The organism is uncultured Enorma sp. (genome assembly GCA_905210055.1).
Classification (GTDB): Bacteria; Actinomycetota; Coriobacteriia; order Coriobacteriales; family Coriobacteriaceae; genus Enorma.
The window spans coordinates 1-16,566 of record CAJLVH010000001.1; the positions used below are offsets into that span (position 1 = coordinate 1).

At 62.6% G+C, this 16,566-nt stretch carries 15 protein-coding genes and 1 tRNA gene; 3 read left to right on the top strand and 13 right to left on the bottom strand.

Annotated features, from left to right (window positions below; translation table 11 throughout):
- Positions 1-200: 200 nt before the first annotated feature.
- Together QZ079_RS00005 and QZ079_RS00010 are read right to left on the bottom strand one after the other, a co-directional pair.
- A complete protein-coding gene (locus QZ079_RS00005; protein WP_297033374.1) occupies positions 201-1,124 on the bottom strand; it encodes a sugar phosphate isomerase/epimerase in 924 nt (307 codons plus the stop codon).
- Between the two features lie 45 nt (positions 1,125-1,169).
- The gene (locus QZ079_RS00010; protein WP_297033377.1) at positions 1,170-2,204 is read right to left on the bottom strand and encodes a Gfo/Idh/MocA family protein; all 1,035 of its coding nucleotides are present in this window, start codon (positions 2,202-2,204) and stop codon (positions 1,170-1,172) included.
- A 346-nt stretch (positions 2,205-2,550) separates the two neighbouring features.
- Here QZ079_RS00010 and QZ079_RS00015 point away from each other — a divergent pair, with 346 nt between their 5' ends.
- Both QZ079_RS00015 and QZ079_RS00020 read left to right on the top strand, forming a co-directional pair.
- Positions 2,551-3,561, top strand: coding sequence for a LacI family DNA-binding transcriptional regulator (locus QZ079_RS00015; protein WP_297033380.1), 1,011 nt, complete (start codon positions 2,551-2,553; stop codon positions 3,559-3,561).
- A 235-nt stretch (positions 3,562-3,796) separates the two neighbouring features.
- On the top strand, positions 3,797-4,690 hold the full coding sequence (locus QZ079_RS00020; RefSeq protein WP_297033383.1) for a PfkB family carbohydrate kinase: 894 nt from the start codon (positions 3,797-3,799) through the stop codon (positions 4,688-4,690).
- Positions 4,691-4,897: 207 nt separating this feature from the next.
- On the opposite strand, the gene QZ079_RS00025 is transcribed toward QZ079_RS00020, so the two are convergent.
- The 11 genes from QZ079_RS00025 to QZ079_RS00075 form a co-directional block, all read right to left on the bottom strand.
- The gene (locus tag QZ079_RS00025; RefSeq protein WP_297033386.1) at positions 4,898-5,767 is read right to left on the bottom strand and encodes a hypothetical protein; all 870 of its coding nucleotides are present in this window, start codon (positions 5,765-5,767) and stop codon (positions 4,898-4,900) included.
- A gap of 20 nt (positions 5,768-5,787) precedes the next feature.
- Positions 5,788-7,548 (bottom strand): ABC transporter ATP-binding protein, encoded by a 1,761-nt coding sequence (locus QZ079_RS00030; protein ID WP_297033552.1) that lies wholly within the window; start codon positions 7,546-7,548, stop codon positions 5,788-5,790.
- Between the two features lie 379 nt (positions 7,549-7,927).
- The gene (locus tag QZ079_RS00035; RefSeq protein ID WP_297033389.1) at positions 7,928-8,401 is read right to left on the bottom strand and encodes a PTS sugar transporter subunit IIA; all 474 of its coding nucleotides are present in this window, start codon (positions 8,399-8,401) and stop codon (positions 7,928-7,930) included.
- Positions 8,402-8,411: 10 nt separating this feature from the next.
- Positions 8,412-9,299, bottom strand: coding sequence for a class II fructose-bisphosphate aldolase (locus QZ079_RS00040; protein ID WP_297033392.1), 888 nt, complete (start codon positions 9,297-9,299; stop codon positions 8,412-8,414).
- An 87-nt stretch (positions 9,300-9,386) separates the two neighbouring features.
- Positions 9,387-10,049 (bottom strand): hypothetical protein, encoded by a 663-nt coding sequence (locus QZ079_RS00045; RefSeq protein ID WP_297033395.1) that lies wholly within the window; start codon positions 10,047-10,049, stop codon positions 9,387-9,389.
- Positions 10,050-10,189: 140 nt separating this feature from the next.
- Positions 10,190-11,596 carry a PTS galactitol transporter subunit IIC gene (locus tag QZ079_RS00050; protein ID WP_297033397.1) on the bottom strand — a complete coding sequence of 469 codons (1,407 nt, stop codon included), beginning with the start codon at positions 11,594-11,596 and terminating at the stop codon, positions 10,190-10,192.
- A gap of 73 nt (positions 11,597-11,669) precedes the next feature.
- A complete protein-coding gene (locus QZ079_RS00055; RefSeq protein ID WP_291288105.1) occupies positions 11,670-11,954 on the bottom strand; it encodes a PTS sugar transporter subunit IIB in 285 nt (94 codons plus the stop codon).
- A gap of 64 nt (positions 11,955-12,018) precedes the next feature.
- Positions 12,019-12,540, bottom strand: a complete 522-nt coding sequence (locus tag QZ079_RS00060) for a YjbQ family protein (RefSeq protein WP_291288106.1) — start codon at positions 12,538-12,540, stop codon at positions 12,019-12,021.
- Positions 12,541-12,543: 3 nt separating this feature from the next.
- Positions 12,544-13,248, bottom strand: coding sequence for a triose-phosphate isomerase (locus QZ079_RS00065; protein ID WP_291288107.1), 705 nt, complete (start codon positions 13,246-13,248; stop codon positions 12,544-12,546).
- A 158-nt stretch (positions 13,249-13,406) separates the two neighbouring features.
- On the bottom strand, positions 13,407-14,234 hold the full coding sequence (locus QZ079_RS00070; RefSeq protein ID WP_297033403.1) for a GntR family transcriptional regulator: 828 nt from the start codon (positions 14,232-14,234) through the stop codon (positions 13,407-13,409).
- Positions 14,235-14,600: 366 nt separating this feature from the next.
- Positions 14,601-14,690 (bottom strand) — tRNA-Ser (locus QZ079_RS00075).
- Between the two features lie 52 nt (positions 14,691-14,742).
- On the opposite strand from QZ079_RS00075, the gene tadA reads away from it, so the two are divergent.
- On the top strand, positions 14,743-16,533 hold the full coding sequence (gene tadA / locus QZ079_RS00080) for a tRNA adenosine(34) deaminase TadA (RefSeq protein WP_297033406.1): 1,791 nt from the start codon (positions 14,743-14,745) through the stop codon (positions 16,531-16,533).
- Positions 16,534-16,566 lie beyond the last annotated feature (33 nt).

Sequence of the window (16,566 nt, forward strand, 5' to 3'; positions counted from 1 at the left end):
GGCAGCGGCTCCGGAACCCGCGGCAGAACCCTCGGTGGTGGTGCCACCGGAGCAGCCGGCGAGCGCAGCGACCAGCGCGGTCGCGCCCGTACCTGCCACAAACGAACGACGAGTAATGTTGCTCATAATGCGTTCCTTCCTTCCATAATCTGGCCGCATTACCTTGACTCGCCTGCCTTCCTCACAGACGAGGCGAAGTCCTAAATGATGAACTGATCCATGTAGCGCTTGGAAAGCTCAACAGCTTTGACAAGGCTCTCGCGCGTGCCGTCCTCGAAGAAGCGATCCTCGACCTCGAGGCAGCAATCGCCGTTGTAGCCGATCATCGAGAGCTGTGAGATGAAGTCGCTCCAATCCACATCGCCCCAGCCCGGGATCTTCGGATCCATGATGTCGAGCGGGTAGGCCATGGTGCCGCGCCACGCAAGCTCCTCGGGCTTGAACTTGATGTCCTTGAGGTGCACATGGTAGATGCGGTCGGCGAACTCGCGAACCGCCGAGGCGCAGTCGATCATCTGCCACACGAAGTGGCTCGGGTCGATGGCGATACCCAGGTTCTTACTCGGCAGCACCTCGAAGACGCGCTCCCAGTTGGCGGGCGAGGTCATGATGTTCTGGCCACCCGGCCAGTTCGAGGCATCGAAGAGCATCGGGCAGTTCTCGATGCACACGCGAATGCCCTCTTGTTCGGCCACATCAAGAATGGGTCCCCACACGCCGGGCAGAATCTCGAGATTCTCCTCGAGGGTCTTGTCCGTCACGCGGCCGATGAACGTCGTGACCTTCGGCACGCCGAGCTTCGCAGCAGCGCGGATGGTCGTGATGAGGTGATCGTTGAAGGTCTTCCGACGCTCGGGGTCGGGGTCGAGATTGTTCGGGTAATACGCGAGCGCGCAGATATCGACGCCCTTCTCCTTGGCGTAGTCGAGAATGTGCTGCGCATAGGCGTCATCCTCGAGCACGCGCTCGGTCTCGATATGCGTCACGCCGCCGTACTTGCGCTCGGCCTTGCCCTTCGGCCAGCACGCGACCTCGACGCACTCGATGCCAAGGCGCGCCACATCGTCCATCATCTCCTCGTAGGTCCACCCATCGAAGAGCGAGGTGATAAATCCCATTCTCATAGCGACCACTCCTTCCTATGTAAAATAACCCCAGGGTTTTTTACATTACGCGAGCGCGACGGCCTTGCCGGTCTTGCTCGATTCGATGCTGCCGAAGACCGCACGCATCGCGGGCAGGACGCTCGATGCCGGAATCGCGGGCTCGGTATCGTTCACCAGGCAGTCGACGAACGCGTCGATGATGCCGGATGCGGTCTGGTTGTCGTTCGTCTGGATGGCCTCGACGTCGTAAAGCTCGCGCTCGCCGTCGCGACGGTCGATCACGATGGAATGCGCCGGGTCGTCATAGATGCGCATGACGCCCTTCGTGCCGTAGATAACGGTCGAGTTATCCTCGGGGCCGTAATACGTCCAGCTCGCGGTCATGGTTCCCACGGCGCCGCCGCTCATCTGGTAGATGCAGACGGCGTTATCGTCCACGCCCACGAGGTTGCCCTCCGGGTCGCGCTTGTCGAGCGTGGTGACCTTCGCCGTGGTGGCGACGACCGTCTGGCCGATAAGCCACTGGATGAGATCCGTCTTGTGCACGCCAAGGTCCGCCATGGCACCCATCGCGGCGCGCTTGGGGTCGAAGAACCAGCTACCGGTGCCCGGATCGACGCTCCAGGTCTCGGGGCCGCCGTGGCCGAAGGTCGTGCGGAACGTGAGCACCTCGCCAATACGCCCGGCGTCGAGCAGCTCCTTGGCGCGGATGTGTGCCTTCGCGAAGCGCTGGTTCTGGTCAATCATGAGTTTGAGCCCGTGTTCTTCGGCACACGCCACCATCTGCTCGCACTCTTCGAGCGTGATGGCCATGGGCTTCTCGCACAGCACGTGCTTGCCGGCCTCGAGCGCCTTGATGGTACTCTCTGCGTGCGTGGCGTTGGAGGTGCACACGCTCACCGCGTCCACGTCGGGCGCCGCAAGCAGTTCGTCGAGTGAGGCATAGGCGGTCGCGCCGTAGCGTTCAGCCAGCTCCTGCGCGCGCTCCATATTTACATCGAAGAGAGCGACGATCTTCGCGTCGGGGTTCGCCTCGTACTCTGGCAGATGCCGTACCTGCGAGATCTTTCCGCATCCGATGACGCCAACGCGAATCATGGCACTCCCCTCTCATAGGCGCGGACGCACCGCGCATCGCCTCGCCACCGTGCATCGAGCACATCGAGCGGGCTGCAACCGTTCGGGCAGACAGCGTCCTGTAATGAAAGAAATTTTCAGTCACTACCGGCGCTTCTTTCATTTTTGATGATACCGACGCGTTTCTTTCGCTTTGATTTTGTTTCGCCGAACGGCTGCTTAACCGTGTTGGACGGTTGAAATTCATCGGTGAGCGTCATTATGAAAAGTTTTCATTACGCTGACGGAAATGCTGTGCGGCTGCGGTACGCGGGCACGTACAATAGAAGGCGGCGCGATGTTCGGCAGCTTGTGAGAGGAGACGCCCATGGCGAAGAAGATGACCGTTGAGCTCGTCGCCAAGCATGCCGGCGTGTCACCTGCCACCGTGTCGCGCGTCATAAACCACCCCGAGCTCGTGAGCGCCAAAACGATCGCCCGCGTCAACGCGAGCATCCGGGAACTTGGCTATGCGAGCCTGCTTGATCGCTACCGCTTGGCAAAGCCGTTCGACGAGCGCGGGCCTATCGTGGTGAACATCCCCTGGCTCGACAACCCGTTCTACAGCGAGATCGTCCACGGCATTCGCGATTCCGCGCGCGCCGCCGGCTACGATGTCCTCATCTTGTGGGACACGCCCCGGCAAAGCACGGTCGACTCGTTCTGCGAAAGCCTTCGGCGCTGCGGGGCGAGCGGCCTCATCACGATGTGCTCGCTTTCCACCGAGACCATTGAGCGCATCGATTCGGAGCTGCCTACCATCCAGTGCGCGGAGAACAACCCGGAGACAAACGTTCCCTACGTGACGATCGATGACCGCGCTGCCGCCCGCACCGCCGTCGAGCACCTCATCGCCTGCGGCTGCAAGCGCCTCTCCATCATCAGCGGACCCGAGTCGTATAAATACTCACGCGGGCGCATGGAGGGCTTCCTTTCTGTCGCGCGCGAGCACGAGCTCTCGCTCGATCCCAGCTGGATCTTGCAGGTTCCCGATAACAACTATGAACTTGCCTGCTCCGCCGCCACGCACATGCTTGAATCCGACAACCCGCCCGACGGCGTCTTCGCCTGCTCCGATACCTACGCCGCGGCTGTAATTCGCGCAGCGCGCAAGGCCGGGCTCTCCGTCCCCGGCGACCTCATGGTTGTGGGCTTCGACAATATCGACATCGCAACCATGACGACCCCTACGCTCACCACGGTAAACCAGCCGCGCTACCGTATGGGGTACGGTGCCTGCAACCTTTTGCTCGAGCGTATGAGCGGAAACGGGTCCGCGCACTCCATGGTCATGGAGACCGAGCTCATCGTGCGCGAATCCACCGCGCGCCGCCCGTAGCGCCGCGGCCGGGCGTAAAAACACCCCAGGGGTTATTATACATCTGCGGTACCATGCGCTGCCCGGACAGCATAACGACAGATGTAAAATAACCCCTGGGGTGTTTTTACATCCTTCCGCGCCCGCCTTTGTGACGAAACGACTAAGAATGCCCTCTCACGCGGCGCCCCGCTGCGGGAGGTACTATGCTGTTCTCGCACGCTGGTCCATAAGTCCGCGATGAAAGAAGGCAATCATGGAAAACAAAATCAATAGCATCGCCATGCCTCTATACCAGCGCAAAGGGGCATACATCCCGCGCGTGGCAGCCGTCCACGACCTCTGCGGCTACGGCAAGTGTTCGCTCGGCATCGCCATCCCCGTACTCTCCGCCGCCGGATGCGACGTCTGCCCGGTTCCCACGGGCGTCTTCTCGAGCCATACGGCGTTTCCCGGCTGGTATATGCACGATACGACCGATATCCTCCCTGACTACCTCGCCGCTTGGCAGAAGATCGGCGTGGAGGCCGATGCCGTGTACTCCGGCTTTCTTGGCGCACCCGAGCAAGTAGACCGCATCCGCGACATCTACGCGATGTTCCCCGAGGCGCTTCGCGTCGTCGACCCGGTCATGGCGGATCACGGCAAGGTCTATCCCACCTATACGCCCGAGCTCTGCGACGCCATGGCCGAACTCGCCGAAGGAGCCGACGTCCTCACCCCGAACCTCACCGAGGCCGCGATTATCTTGGGTGAACCCATCGGCGACGCTTGGGCGGGCGAGAACATCGACGACACCGAGGCGCATCGCCTCGTGGACGCGCTCATCGAGAAGGGCACGAAGGCGGTCGTGCTCAAGGGCATCCAGCGCGGCGACGGACTCATTAGGAACTTCGTGGGCACGCGCGACGGAGCCTTCCTCGAGGTGCATAATGAGCTCCTGCCCTACATGCTCCACGGCACCGGCGACCTGTACTGCTCGTGCCTGCTCGCTGCGATCATGGCGGGTCGCACGCTCGAGGAGGCGGTGCGCTTCGCCGGCGACCTCGTGCACGACGCGATGACAGTCTCTTCGCAACAGCCCCACTTCCAAGAGCGTGGCGTGAGCTTTGAGCCGCTTCTGGGCAAGGTGGCAGCACTGCTCGGATAGCCGCTGCGCACTACCAGGCTATCGGCGAACGAAATCGACCCGGCGGGACTCCGTTTCCCGCCGGGTCGTTCTGTGTATCGGGAGTAACCTACCCGGAAAATTCAGCGGGAAGGTACCTGTCGAAAACCCTGGGGTATGGGATTTTGACACCAGGTCTCTGAGTCCCACCTGCTCATGTAGAAACCCCCTGGGGTGTTTTTTACGACGTCAGTGCGAGGTGCTCGCATCCTCTTGCGCGCGCTCCCGTGCGGCATCGAGCGTGGCACCGCCATCGTCGCCCAGGTAGAGCTCCTCGCCCTTCTGCTCCTGGGCACTCAGGAGCTCCCGCTCGTGCGCGTCGATATCGGCGTCGTCCACACTCGGCGTCTCGATGAGCGAGGAAACCGAGTTCACCTGCGTCTGGATCCTGCCGGCGATCTCCTCGTCCATGCCCACGATGCGCAGTTCCCAGTCGATGTTGCTCGACGCCTCAGACTTATTCTTCGTCCAAATGAAGGTGAAGACGAGGCGCGCCTCCCGATCCTCGCCGTTGCCGGCGACGATGTTCCCGCCCTCGTCGACATACGCCGAGACGTTGTAGACCACGCGGTTGATGTTGTCGTTGAGCAGAGTGTTCGTTGCGAGCGCCGCCGCCTCGATCTGGCTGTTGGAGAAGAGCTCGAGCTCGTTTTCCGCCTCGGCGGACACAACGCTCACCTCCACGACGCCGGTGAGCTCCTCCGCCTCATCCACCGTGAAATCGGCGGGAAACTGCGTGAAGCCGTTGCCCCACTCAACGCCGCCCTCGAGCGCGCGCGAGACGGTCTCCGTCGTCACGGTATCGGACAGGTTCGCGGTATTGAGGCGGCGCATCACGCCGTAGCCTACCTGCATGCCCACCACGAAGATGATAATGCCCGCAATGAACGCGATGCCCATGCGCGAGATGGAGCTCGCCACCTTCGAACCCGAGGGGTCCTCGTCGGGAAGCGGGTCGACAGCAGGCTCGCTGCGCTTGGAGCGCACGACACCCGATGCATCGATTTTTGAGAAAAGCTCCTCTACCTCTTCGGGCGCGAGCTTGGATCCCTTCGCCATCGTGTTCCCGTCGAACCCGGTTACTGCGCGCGAGCGCCTTCGAACTGCATTCGATAGTAGCGAGCATACGTGCCGTTGCGGGCGAGAAGCTCGTCGTGCGTGCCCCGCTCCACAACACGACCACGCTCGACAGTCGCGATCTCGTCCGCGTTCTTGATGGTAGAGAGTCGGTGCGCAATGATGATCGTCGTACGGTCGCGCGCAAGCCGCTCGAGCGATTCTTGCACCGCCTCCTCGCTCTCGTTGTCGAGGGCAGACGTCGCTTCGTCGAGGATGAGGATGGCGGGGTTCTTCAAGAACACGCGCGCGATGGCCACGCGCTGCTTCTGTCCGCCGGAAAGACGGCTGCCGCGCTCGCCCACCACGGTATCGTAGCCGGCGGGAAGCGTCTCGATGAACTCGTGGATGTTCGCACGACGCGCGGCTTCGACGATCTCCTCCTGCGTGGCGCCGGGGCGTCCGTAGGCGATGTTCTCGCCGATCGTCCCGTCGAAGAGGTACACGTCCTGTTGCACGAGGCCGATAGCCTGGCGCAGGCTCTGCTGCGTGACCGAGCGCACGTCCTGCCCGTCGATGGTAATCGAGCCGCTCGTCACGTCGTAGAAGCGCGGCAGCAGCGAGCAGGTCGTGGTCTTGCCACCGCCCGACGGTCCCACGAGCGCGATGGTCTCGCCCGGGCGGATGGAGAGATCCATATGGTCGATAACCGGACGTCCGGCGCGGTCGCTTCCCAGCTCCTCGTCTTCATAGCTGAAGCACACGTCGCGATACTCGATGGCGCCCGCGCTCACGGTGAGCTCGCGGGCGTCGGGCGCATCCTCGATGTCGGGCATGGTGAGGATGACCTCGTCCATGCGCTTGAAGCCGGCGATGGCCTTCTGGATGTTCTCGGTGGAGTTCACGAGCGTCTCGATAGGCGTGGTAAACAGGCTGATGTACAGGGCGAACGTCGCCATGTCTACCGCGGTCATGTGGCCTTCAGCCACAAGCAGGCCGCCCACCACGATGATGACCGTGAAGAGCACTCCGGTGAGGGCGGCGCTCGTCGCCTGGTAGGCGCCCATGGCGTGGTACTGCGCGACCTTCGAATCGAGGTAGCGCGCGTTGGAGCGGCGGAACTTCGCGCGCTCAGTGTCCTCGTTGGCGAACGACTTCACCACGCGCATGCCCGCGAGCGAGTCTTGCAGCTGCGAGTTGACCTCAGAGATCTTGCGACGGTTGTCGGCGAACACCTCGCGCATGCGCAGGTTCTGGCGCACCATGATGACAACGAAGACCGCCGTCACCGCCGCCATGACGCCCGTAAGCACGGGCGATATGGTTGCGAGGATGATGAACGCCCCCACAATCTCCACGCCGCAGATGATGATCCACTCTGGCACGTGGTGCGCCGCCTCGCAGATGTCGAAGAGGTCGTTCACCACGCGACTCATCATGTCGCCCGAGTTCACACGGTCGAAGTATGTGAAGCAGAAGCGCTCGTATTGGTCGAAGAGGTCCTGGCGCATCCGCGACTCCATGCGCGCGCCCATGATGTGGCCTTGCGCGGAAACGAAGTAGCGGCAGCCCATGCGCACGAGGTACATCGCCACGAGCCCGAGGGCGATCATGCCGAGCGCGGCCATGATCGCATCCGCGCCCTCGAGGAAGAGCCCGCCGGTAAGCGAGCGCAGGATCACGGGAAACGCGAGGTCGATACCGGCGATGACGAGCGCGCACACCGTGTCTGCGATGAAGAGGCCACGCTCCGGGCGGTAATACGCCAGGAAGCGGCGAAACATGGTGGGGCGGAGATTCTGAGAGGTGCGCATAAAAACGCCTTTCACATGGTTGAGGGTTGCAGCGCACCAGTATATACCACCCGCCGCACCCGCTCGAGAATGGGACTTTGACACCAGGTCTCAGAGTCCCACTTTTGAGACTCTCGCACCGGGTCTCAAAGTCCCGCCCTCACGCCTGCGATCGCAACCATAACACGACGGGCGCGTGAGACCAATTATCGAGGCTCACGCGCCCGCAGTGTTACGGCCCAACGATGGTGGGACTCTGAGACCCGGTGTCAAAGTCCCACTTCGTCGGCGGGTATTTAGTATTTTGGGGACGGGGTCAAAGGTGTTGTTTTCAACACCTTTGACCCCGTCCCCAAAGTGTTAGGTGGCTTTAGGCGCAGAGGCGGCGCATGGTGGCGACCATGCCTTCGGGCGTGGTCTGGGCGCGGATGTCTTCTACTGCGCCCGCATCCAAAAAGACGCCCATGAGCGCCTGGAGCACCGCGACCTGCCCCTCGGCGTGCTCGGTGAGACCAAGGTTCACGATGAGTTCCGCCGGGATCTCGCCGCCAATGCCGGCCATCCCCTCGAACACAACGGGATCCTTCGGGCGAATCACGGCAATATAGGGCTTGACGAGATGCTCGGGATCCACATGCGGCAGCGCGACGGAGATGGTCTCGAACTGGAGCCCCGTCGGGAAGTTCTTCTCGCGCGTCGTGATCGCGTCGTACCACGTGTCCTTGATGTAGCCGCCCTCCAGAAGCACGGCCTCCATCTTCTTGAAGAAATCAAAGCGGTCGGCAGCCTCGAAATCGAAGAACACGAGCTCAGGCTTGAACAGGTCGATGTCAACGTTTCCCATGAAACCCTCCTTATGCAAGCGGCGCCGCGCCGTTGGCGAACACCTTGATGACCGAAGAGAAGTCCTCTACCAGACGCTCGTACGCCGCTACCGTCAAATCGTGCCAGTAGACCGGCTTACCCGATGCGGACGCGCGCACGCCGTCGACGACAGACACGGCGGCATCGCCAGCATACTTCGCCCCATAGGTATAGTAGTTAATCTTGCGGATGCCCGCGTCGATCGCACGCGCGTAATCCTCGTCGGAGACACCCGAACCGCCGTGCATCACGAGCGGCACCTTCACCCGCGAGCGGATCTTAGTAAGCACATCGAACTGCAGATGCGGCTCGCCCTTGTACAGGCCGTGGACGGTACCGAACGAGCATGCGAGGATATCGAGGTCGGTCGCCTTCACGAACGCGCGCGCCTGATCGGAGTCGGTATAGACGGCTCCAGCCTCTTCGGCGGTACCTCCCTCGACAGATTCGCCGCCCTCGCGCGATCCCATGGAGCCGAGCTCGCACTCGAGGCCGCAATCGAAGCTATGGCACATAGCGGCAGCGCGAGCGGAGTTCTCAAGGTTTACCTCATAGGGTTCCATGGACCCGTCGTACATGGCTCCGGTGAAGCCCATCTCGAGCGCGCGACGCATGTACGACAGGTGCTCGCAGTGATCGAGGTGGACGCACACCATGGCGGTCGAGCGCTCGGCAAGCGCCACCATGGCGGGACCCATGGCGTCAAGCGGCATGACGCTTTCGTGCGCTTCGGCATGGGAGAGGATGACGGGGTAGCCCGTTTGCTCCGCCGCATCGATCGTCGCGCGCAGAGCCTCCATGCTCGGCGCGTTGAACGAGGCGATCGCCATGTTGTTCTGCTCGGCGATAGCGCAGATATCCCGAAGGTTTACCAGCATATCCAATCCTTTCTATAAGGAACACACCAGGGTGGCAGGCGTTCGGTGGCGGGCGTTCGGTGGCGGGCGTTCGATGCCGCAGGCGCGCTACGTACGGCGCTTCTTGCGGTTATGCCTGCGCGAGACAGGTCTGGGCTCGGCGTCTTCCGCCTCCGCGCGTGCAGCGGCGCGCATCGCCTGCTTGCGGGCGATGACGCGGATGTTCTCGGGGTCGAGGCGCGCCTGCAGGTCGAGGAGGGCGTCATAGAGCGCCTGCGCTCGCTGCCCGTTTTCGTCGTACATATCGCCGCACCCGATGAAATAGCGTCCGCGCAACACGCCGCCACCGTTGAAGCGCACGTAGATGGAACGGGACTTGCCGTTCTCGCGCAGCTGGATGCGGTGTATGTCCGCGATGCGATACACGTCGCGCCGGCCGAACGACTCGAGCACAAGGTACTCCTCATCCAAAGACGCTACGCGCGGATAGCATTTCGCGATGAACGTGTTGAACGCCGTGTAGAGTCCTAGCACGAGCGCGATCGCGCCGAAGAACGCGAGGAAGCCGGTGGCGACCATCACCGCGCCCGCAACGGCCGCAAGCGCCCCTACCGCGCCAGTGATCTGCACGTCAAAGAGGTAGCGGCGCGGGTCGTACGTATAGGTGCGCGCCACACCCTCGCCCGAGCCACGCTCTTCTACCGCGACCTCGCCGTGCACGACATCGCCGGCCAGAGCGTCCCCGTCTCCATCATGTCGAGAAGCCATCATCGCACCCCGCTTTCGACCCGTTACGCCACTCGTTCGAAAAAAGCCCGCGACCGCAGCTCGGAGCCTGCGGCCGCGGGCATCTACCCTACCTTGATCCCCTGGGCAACGGCTCCTGCCGCCAGGGGGTCATCATGGATGGCTTACGCCTCCTCGTGAAGCTCCTTGGCCTCCTTGAGGATGCGCATGCGGTTCCAGATGGCGAACACGATGGCAGCCACACCGGTAACGCCGATGCAGACCCAGCCGTTGATGTTCGACAGGAACACGAAGATGAAGGTCAGCGGGTTCGCGCCGTCGCAGAGCGACGAGATGAGCGCGTCGGCGCTGCCGGCGTACGAGGCGACGTCGAAACCGGCCTGCAGGGCAGCGGCGGTCTGGAACGGAGCCATGTACGTGGAGATGAGCAGGCCGATGGCGAGCACGACGATACCCACGATGAGGCCGCGGAAGCCGTTGTTGTTCACGATCGGGGTGATGAGCACGAGCATGTAGGTCGCGGTCGAGAGGTCGCCGAACGGGATGACCTGGTTGCCGAGCGGCTGCAGCGCCACGGCGAGCAGCAGCATAACGGGGATGAGGATGAGCGCGAGCGACAGGGTCACGGGGTGGCCGACGCCCACGGCGGAGTCGAGACCGATGTAGATCTTGCCGCGCTTGGCAAAGTGCTTCTGCATGAACGCGGAGGCGGCATCGGAGATGGGAAGCAGGCCCTCCATGAGGAGCGACGCCATGCGCGGGATGAGCACGAGCACGGCACCGAGGGAGACGCCGAGGCCGAGGATGACCGTCACGGAGCCGGCGATGTCGGCGACGTCGAAGTAGGCGATGCAGCCGATGATGAGGCCGATGACCGTACCCACCATGAGCGGCTCACCGAAGACGCCGAACTTCTTCTGCATGGACTCGACGTCGAGGTTGATGTCGCGCACGCCGGGGATCTTGTCAATGACCCAGTTGATGAACATGGCGATGGGCGCGAATGCGGCGGTGAAGCCGTGGGGCAGCGACACGCCGGGCATGCCGAGCGACTTCTCGACCTGCGGTGCGGTGATGTCGCCCAGGATGAGCACGACGACCATGTTGATGACGGCAGCGGCGAAGCCGAGCATGACGTCGCCGGTGATGATCGCGACGATGGAACCGGTAAAGGCGAAGTGCCAGTAGTTCCAGATGTCGACGTCGATCGTCTGCGTGGTGTTCGTGATAAGCATGAGAATGTTCACGAGCAGGCCGAGCGGGATGATGAACATGCCGATGGTCGTGCCCATGGCGATGGCCGAAGACGCAGGCCAGCCCACATCGATGATGTTCAGGGCGAGGCCGAAGCGGGTGGTCATCTCCTGGACGGCGGGCGCGAGGCTCGTGCCGAGCACGTTGTTGATGATCAGGTTCAGGCCGATGAAGCCCACGCCGACGGTGAGGCCGGCCTTGAGGCTCTTACCAAAGCCGGCGCCCAGAATGGTGCCGAAGATGGTGAGCAGGATCGGCATCATGACGTTGACGCCTAGCCCTTGGATGAAGCTGAAAAACGCGGTAATAGCTTCCATCTTTCCTCCTTCTTCCTATGTCTACATTCAACGGGAAAGGCGTTCTCCCAAAGCCTCCCCCGCATACCGCACCCTACTGCTTGAGAATGTCGAGGATCTGCTGCTGGGTCTGGGCAACGCCCATGTTCGTAAGGAACGAGACGCCGTTCACGTACGGGCAGGTGATGCCCGCCGGCGGCACGGTCGTGGAGATGAGCATGACGGCATCGGCGCACTGGCTCGGGGCCTCGGCGATGGCGCACTGCACGATGGTGTACTGACCGGCCATGCCGTTCTCGTTCAGAAACGCCGCAACCTTGTTGGCGACGGCCGTGGACGTGGCGATACCGGATCCGCAGGCGAGTACGATCTTCTTCATTGCTACTCCCTTCCTTCGAGGGCTATGCCCTCGCTACTGCTAAGACGAATGCCGTAGGGTTGCCCTATTCACCGATGACGATGACCTTCACCTTGCGCGTGCGCTCGCGCGTGCGGTCGAAGTCAACGAAGTAGATGCTCGCGAGGCCGTTCATCTGGAGCTCGCCATTCTCGACCTCGAACGTCTGGTTGCTGCCAATGAGCGTGGAGCGCAGGTGGGCGTCGCCGTTCCAGAGCATCGTGCGGTCGCCGCCGGGCAGCCACGAATCGAGGTTCGGCCAGGACTCGACCTCCTCGAAATGCTGGATACCGGGATAGCGATACGTCTTCCAGTCATGCTGCTCGGGGAAGATCTTGTCGAGGCCATCGGAGAGATCGGCCTGCAGGTACGTATCGCCCGCCGGTGTGTGATCGTGGTCGTATTCCTCGGAGAACACCGCGCAGGTCGTGTGGCACGAGATAACGACGGCGATCCCCTCCTTGACGCCGGACTCCGCAATCACGCCGCGTACGCCCTCCGTGATATCCACGTAGGTCGGCTTTCCCGCGAGCGTCTCCATCTGGAGCTTGCCTTTATAGACGGTCACGGCTCACGCCTCCTTGCAGAAATCGGTGCGCGCCTGGTCGAGCGCCGCGAACATCTCATCGAGGGTTGCGAACGGGTCGGCTGCCGCGACGATACCGGACGTGCCGCCCGTGCCGTCGGCGCCGTACTTGATTGCGTCGTAAACGTTCTGGCCGGTAGAAATGCCGGCGGCCTGGAGCACGAGCGTCTCGGGCGAGACCGCCTTCACGGCCTCGGTCGAGCCGCGCATGTAGTCCTCGCCGGCAACCTGACCGGTGCCGATGAGGCTCGTGAGCTCGCAGACCATGACGTCCGGCTTGAGCGAGGCGATCATCTCGCCCTCTTCGACCGAGTCTGCGCACACAACCGTGAGGATGCCGACTTCGTTGGCGCGCGCGATCGTCGCGGCGAGCTCATGAACGGTGCAGGGATTCTCCGCGTGGTTCAGGAACGTCGCCTTCACACCTGCGGCGGCAAGCGCCTCGGGCAGAATATGACCCATTCCGCGGCCGGGCTTCAGACTCTCCATGGCCTGAGCGCACGGCACGAGGTGCGGGCACTCCGCGATGATGCGCGGCAAATCGATGAGCTGTGCGGTGAAGAGGCAGTCGATGTCATACCGCTCTGCCAGCTCGTCTGCCTTCCGTGCCAACGCGAGGGCATCGTCTCCATAGAGATACGATTTGGGGTTGACCACGAAAAACGGCTTTCTAAGACGTACCTTCTCCATAGGCAGCATCCCTTCCATCGACTCCCAACCAGAGTGCGCCTATGTTGGCGCAAACTTGTACATCTTTTTATATACAAGTTTCAACACATGTATATAGTTTTTGAACAAGTTTGCAAGGTAAAAATGCACAAATCTCCGTGAGCGGTCGATGGATTTCGTTAATCGGGCTGTACGGCGTTACTTACGATCGACTGCCCGGGGCGGAACCAGGTGGTGCCCCATTCGACAGGGCGATGGTCAGCGAGGCTGATAGTCTGCTCGAGCAAAAGGATGGCGGCAGTCTCCTCGCAGGCGAGCAGATCTCCGTGCTCTTTGCCTGCGATGCGTGCAGCATAGCGCATCTTCGAATATTTGATCTTGCGCCCTGCACAGCGCTCGACGGCGTCGAATAGCGATTCATTCCGATAGTCGATATCGCAAAGGCCGGGGCACTCCTGCAGGCTGAGCCAGCTCTCCTGGCACATGATGGGCACACCGTCGACGTAACGCACGCGGCGCAGGAACATCACGTCGCTATGGGGCGGGACGTCGAGCTCGATCGCCACATCGGAAGGCGCGGGCGTCACCCATTCGTCGACGACGACCGTTTTGAACGCCTTCCCTTGGTTGTGTAGAGCCTCAGCGAACGAGAACGGGCGGGACTCCAGGGCATGGGAGAGGCCGGGCTCGGCGACAAAGGTGCCGCGTCCGTGCTCGCGCACGAGTAGTCCTTCGTCCACGAGCGCGCTGATGGCACGGCGAACAGTTCCACGCGCCAGACGGTACTGCGCCATAAGTTCATGTTCCGAGGGAATCTTGCTCTTCACCGCCCACTCACGAGAATAGATCTTCTCGCGGATGATGTCGCTGAGCTGGGTATAGAGCGCGGGTGCCGCTTTTTCCGCATGGCTTTGCAGGGCTGAACCCTTCAGGGCTTCTCCGAATCCTATAGTATCGTCCTCCTCGGGTACGAACGGACCCGATGCGCTCAGCTGCCTGTTTGCCATGACGTCTCGTTACCAACCTGCTCGACGGGATGTTGCATCTACCATCTTATCGCGACCGACTCTGCCCCCGCAAATAATGCAGACGAGCGCTTGAGCGCCCGCCGGGGCTGCGCGCGGCGGGTTCGAATTGTCCTGTCCCCGGATACGAAAAGACCCCGCGGCAGCGGGGCCGATGTGGTCTCTGGTGGAGGTAAGGGGGTTCGCCGCTCGCTGCGCTCGCTCCCTCCGCTGCGGCGGCTGCGCCGCCTTGCGCGCTCCGCGGCAAACGCTCGCGCGTTTGCGCCGCTTCGCGCCCTACGGGTTCGAATCCCTGCTTTCGCTAGCAAAAGGCCCGGCACCACAAGGACGCCGGGCGTGCAAGTCGCATGGCGGAGAGAGAGGGATTCGAACCCTCGAGACGCTCGCGCGCCCAACGGTTTTCAAGACCGCCGCATTCAACCGCTCTGCCATCTCTCCGTGACAGGTAATGATAGCATCGTTCAAAAGGATTTGCGGCGGAAGGGCGAATATGGATATGCACGAGCAGGACGAGCGCTTCATGCGCGAGGCGCTTGCCGAGGCGCAGGCCGCCGCCGAGTTGGGCGAGGTGCCCATCGGCGCCGTCGTGGTGTATAAAGGCGAGATCATTGCGCGCGCACACAACCGGCGCGAGCTGGACGAAGATCCTTCCGCGCACGCGGAATTCCTGGCGATGCTCGAGGCTGCTCGCTCGCTCGGTCGCTGGCGGCTTACAGGTTGCACGGTGTACGTGACGCTCGAGCCGTGCCTCATGTGCGCGGGCCTTATGGTGAACGCGCGCGTGGATCGCTGTGTATATGGTGCGGCCGACCCCAAGGGAGGCGCGACGGGCACGCTTTTCCGTGTGAACGAGGACGCGCGGCTGAACCACCATTTCAACGTGACCGCCGGCGTGCTGGAGGGCGAATGCGCTGAGGCGCTGCGCTCGTTCTTCGCGCGGGTGCGTGCAGGTGAGCGCGTGCAGGGCGATGCGCATGAAGATGCTCGCATGCGGGCATTCGAGGAGATGCACGCTACGGACGCGAACGATTTCGTTGCGCAGGCGCACGTCGCCACCCCGTCTCCGCGCGTGCTCCTTGCAATTGACTCCTTCAAGGGGTGCGCGGGCAGCGCGGAGGTCGAGGCGTGGACGGCGGAGGGCATCCGTCATGCATGCCCGGGCGCGCAGGTGACTATGCTTCCCATGGCGGACGGCGGGGAGGGCACTGTCGAGGCGCTCCATGTTGCCTTGGGAGGGGAGCTTGTGACGCGTCGCGTCTCGGGCCCGCTTGGCGAGCCGGTGGAGGCGTCGTATCTCTTATCGCAAAGCTCCGAGGGCATCTTCGCGGCGATTGAGATGGCCGAGGCTGCGGGTATCGAGTATTCGCCATGCACGCATGAGGCGGCGCTGCGGGCTTCGACGTTCGGCGTGGGCGAGCTGCTGCTCGACGCTGTGGCGCGGGGCGCGCAGACGGTGTATTTCGCTATCGGCGGCAGCGCGACGAATGATGGTGGTGCAGGCTTTTTACAGGCGTTGGGCGGCCAGCTGCTCGATGCCCAGGGCAGGGAGATCGCGTGCGGTCTCGCTGGTTTGGTGAGCCTGTCCTGTGTGGACCTCGCCCCGGCAGTCAACGCGCTTGGCTCCTGCAAGCTCGTGGTGCTTTCCGACGTGGACAACCCGCTCGTGGGAAAGCGTGGCGCGCTGCGCATGTATGGTGCCCAGAAGGGGCTGCTCTCTGGCGACGACTATGTGGGCGATGAGGCGGAGACCGAGCGTCTTTTGGCTGTGTACGATAGTTGGATGGTGGCATACGGGCGTGCGCTCGACGAGGCAAGAACAAAGCTCGATTGTTCAGATAAGGCCGAAACATCTCCTCGTTTCCATTCTGTCTTGGGCGTTCCCGGCGGTGGTGCGGCGGGCGGTCTCGGTGCAGCGCTGCTTGCCCTCGGCGCGCGTATGACCTCGGGAACGAATGCGGTGCTCGATCTTATTGGATTTGACGAGGCACTTGCTGACGCCGACCTGCTCATTACGGGCGAGGGCTTTATGGATGAGCAGACGGCGCACGGTAAGGCTCCGGCGGGCGCGGCAGCCCGTGCGAAGAAGCGGGGAGTGCCCACTATAGCGCTGGTAGGTGGGCGCGCAGACGACATTGACGACGTCTATGCCGCCGGCATTGACCTTGTGCTACCCATCGTGCGAAAGCCCATGTCGCTTGCGGAGGCGCTCGATCCTCACGAGGCGCAGGCAAACCTCCGTGCCGCCGGTGAGGCTGCCATGCACGCATATCTTCTGATGTAAGGCGTCACATTACCCCAGGGGTTTTTCGACATC

Coding starts and splice junctions, on each gene's coding strand:
- QZ079_RS00035 (WP_297033389.1), bottom strand. CDS start 8,401: ATGGGAAACGTTGACATCGACCTGTTCAAGCCTGAGCTCGTGTTCTTC.
- QZ079_RS00040 (WP_297033392.1), bottom strand. CDS start 9,299: ATGCTGGTAAACCTTCGGGATATCTGCGCTATCGCCGAGCAGAACAAC.
- QZ079_RS00020 (WP_297033383.1), top strand. CDS start 3,797: ATGGAAAACAAAATCAATAGCATCGCCATGCCTCTATACCAGCGCAAA.
- tadA (WP_297033406.1), top strand. CDS start 14,743: ATGGATATGCACGAGCAGGACGAGCGCTTCATGCGCGAGGCGCTTGCC.
- QZ079_RS00055 (WP_291288105.1), bottom strand. CDS start 11,954: ATGAAGAAGATCGTACTCGCCTGCGGATCCGGTATCGCCACGTCCACG.
- QZ079_RS00045 (WP_297033395.1), bottom strand. CDS start 10,049: ATGATGGCTTCTCGACATGATGGAGACGGGGACGCTCTGGCCGGCGAT.
- QZ079_RS00015 (WP_297033380.1), top strand. CDS start 2,551: ATGGCGAAGAAGATGACCGTTGAGCTCGTCGCCAAGCATGCCGGCGTG.
- QZ079_RS00005 (WP_297033374.1), bottom strand. CDS start 1,124: ATGAGAATGGGATTTATCACCTCGCTCTTCGATGGGTGGACCTACGAG.
- QZ079_RS00070 (WP_297033403.1), bottom strand. CDS start 14,234: ATGGCAAACAGGCAGCTGAGCGCATCGGGTCCGTTCGTACCCGAGGAG.
- QZ079_RS00065 (WP_291288107.1), bottom strand. CDS start 13,248: ATGGAGAAGGTACGTCTTAGAAAGCCGTTTTTCGTGGTCAACCCCAAA.
- QZ079_RS00050 (WP_297033397.1), bottom strand. CDS start 11,596: ATGGAAGCTATTACCGCGTTTTTCAGCTTCATCCAAGGGCTAGGCGTC.
- QZ079_RS00025 (WP_297033386.1), bottom strand. CDS start 5,767: ATGGCGAAGGGATCCAAGCTCGCGCCCGAAGAGGTAGAGGAGCTTTTC.
- QZ079_RS00030 (WP_297033552.1), bottom strand. CDS start 7,548: ATGTTTCGCCGCTTCCTGGCGTATTACCGCCCGGAGCGTGGCCTCTTC.
- QZ079_RS00010 (WP_297033377.1), bottom strand. CDS start 2,204: ATGATTCGCGTTGGCGTCATCGGATGCGGAAAGATCTCGCAGGTACGG.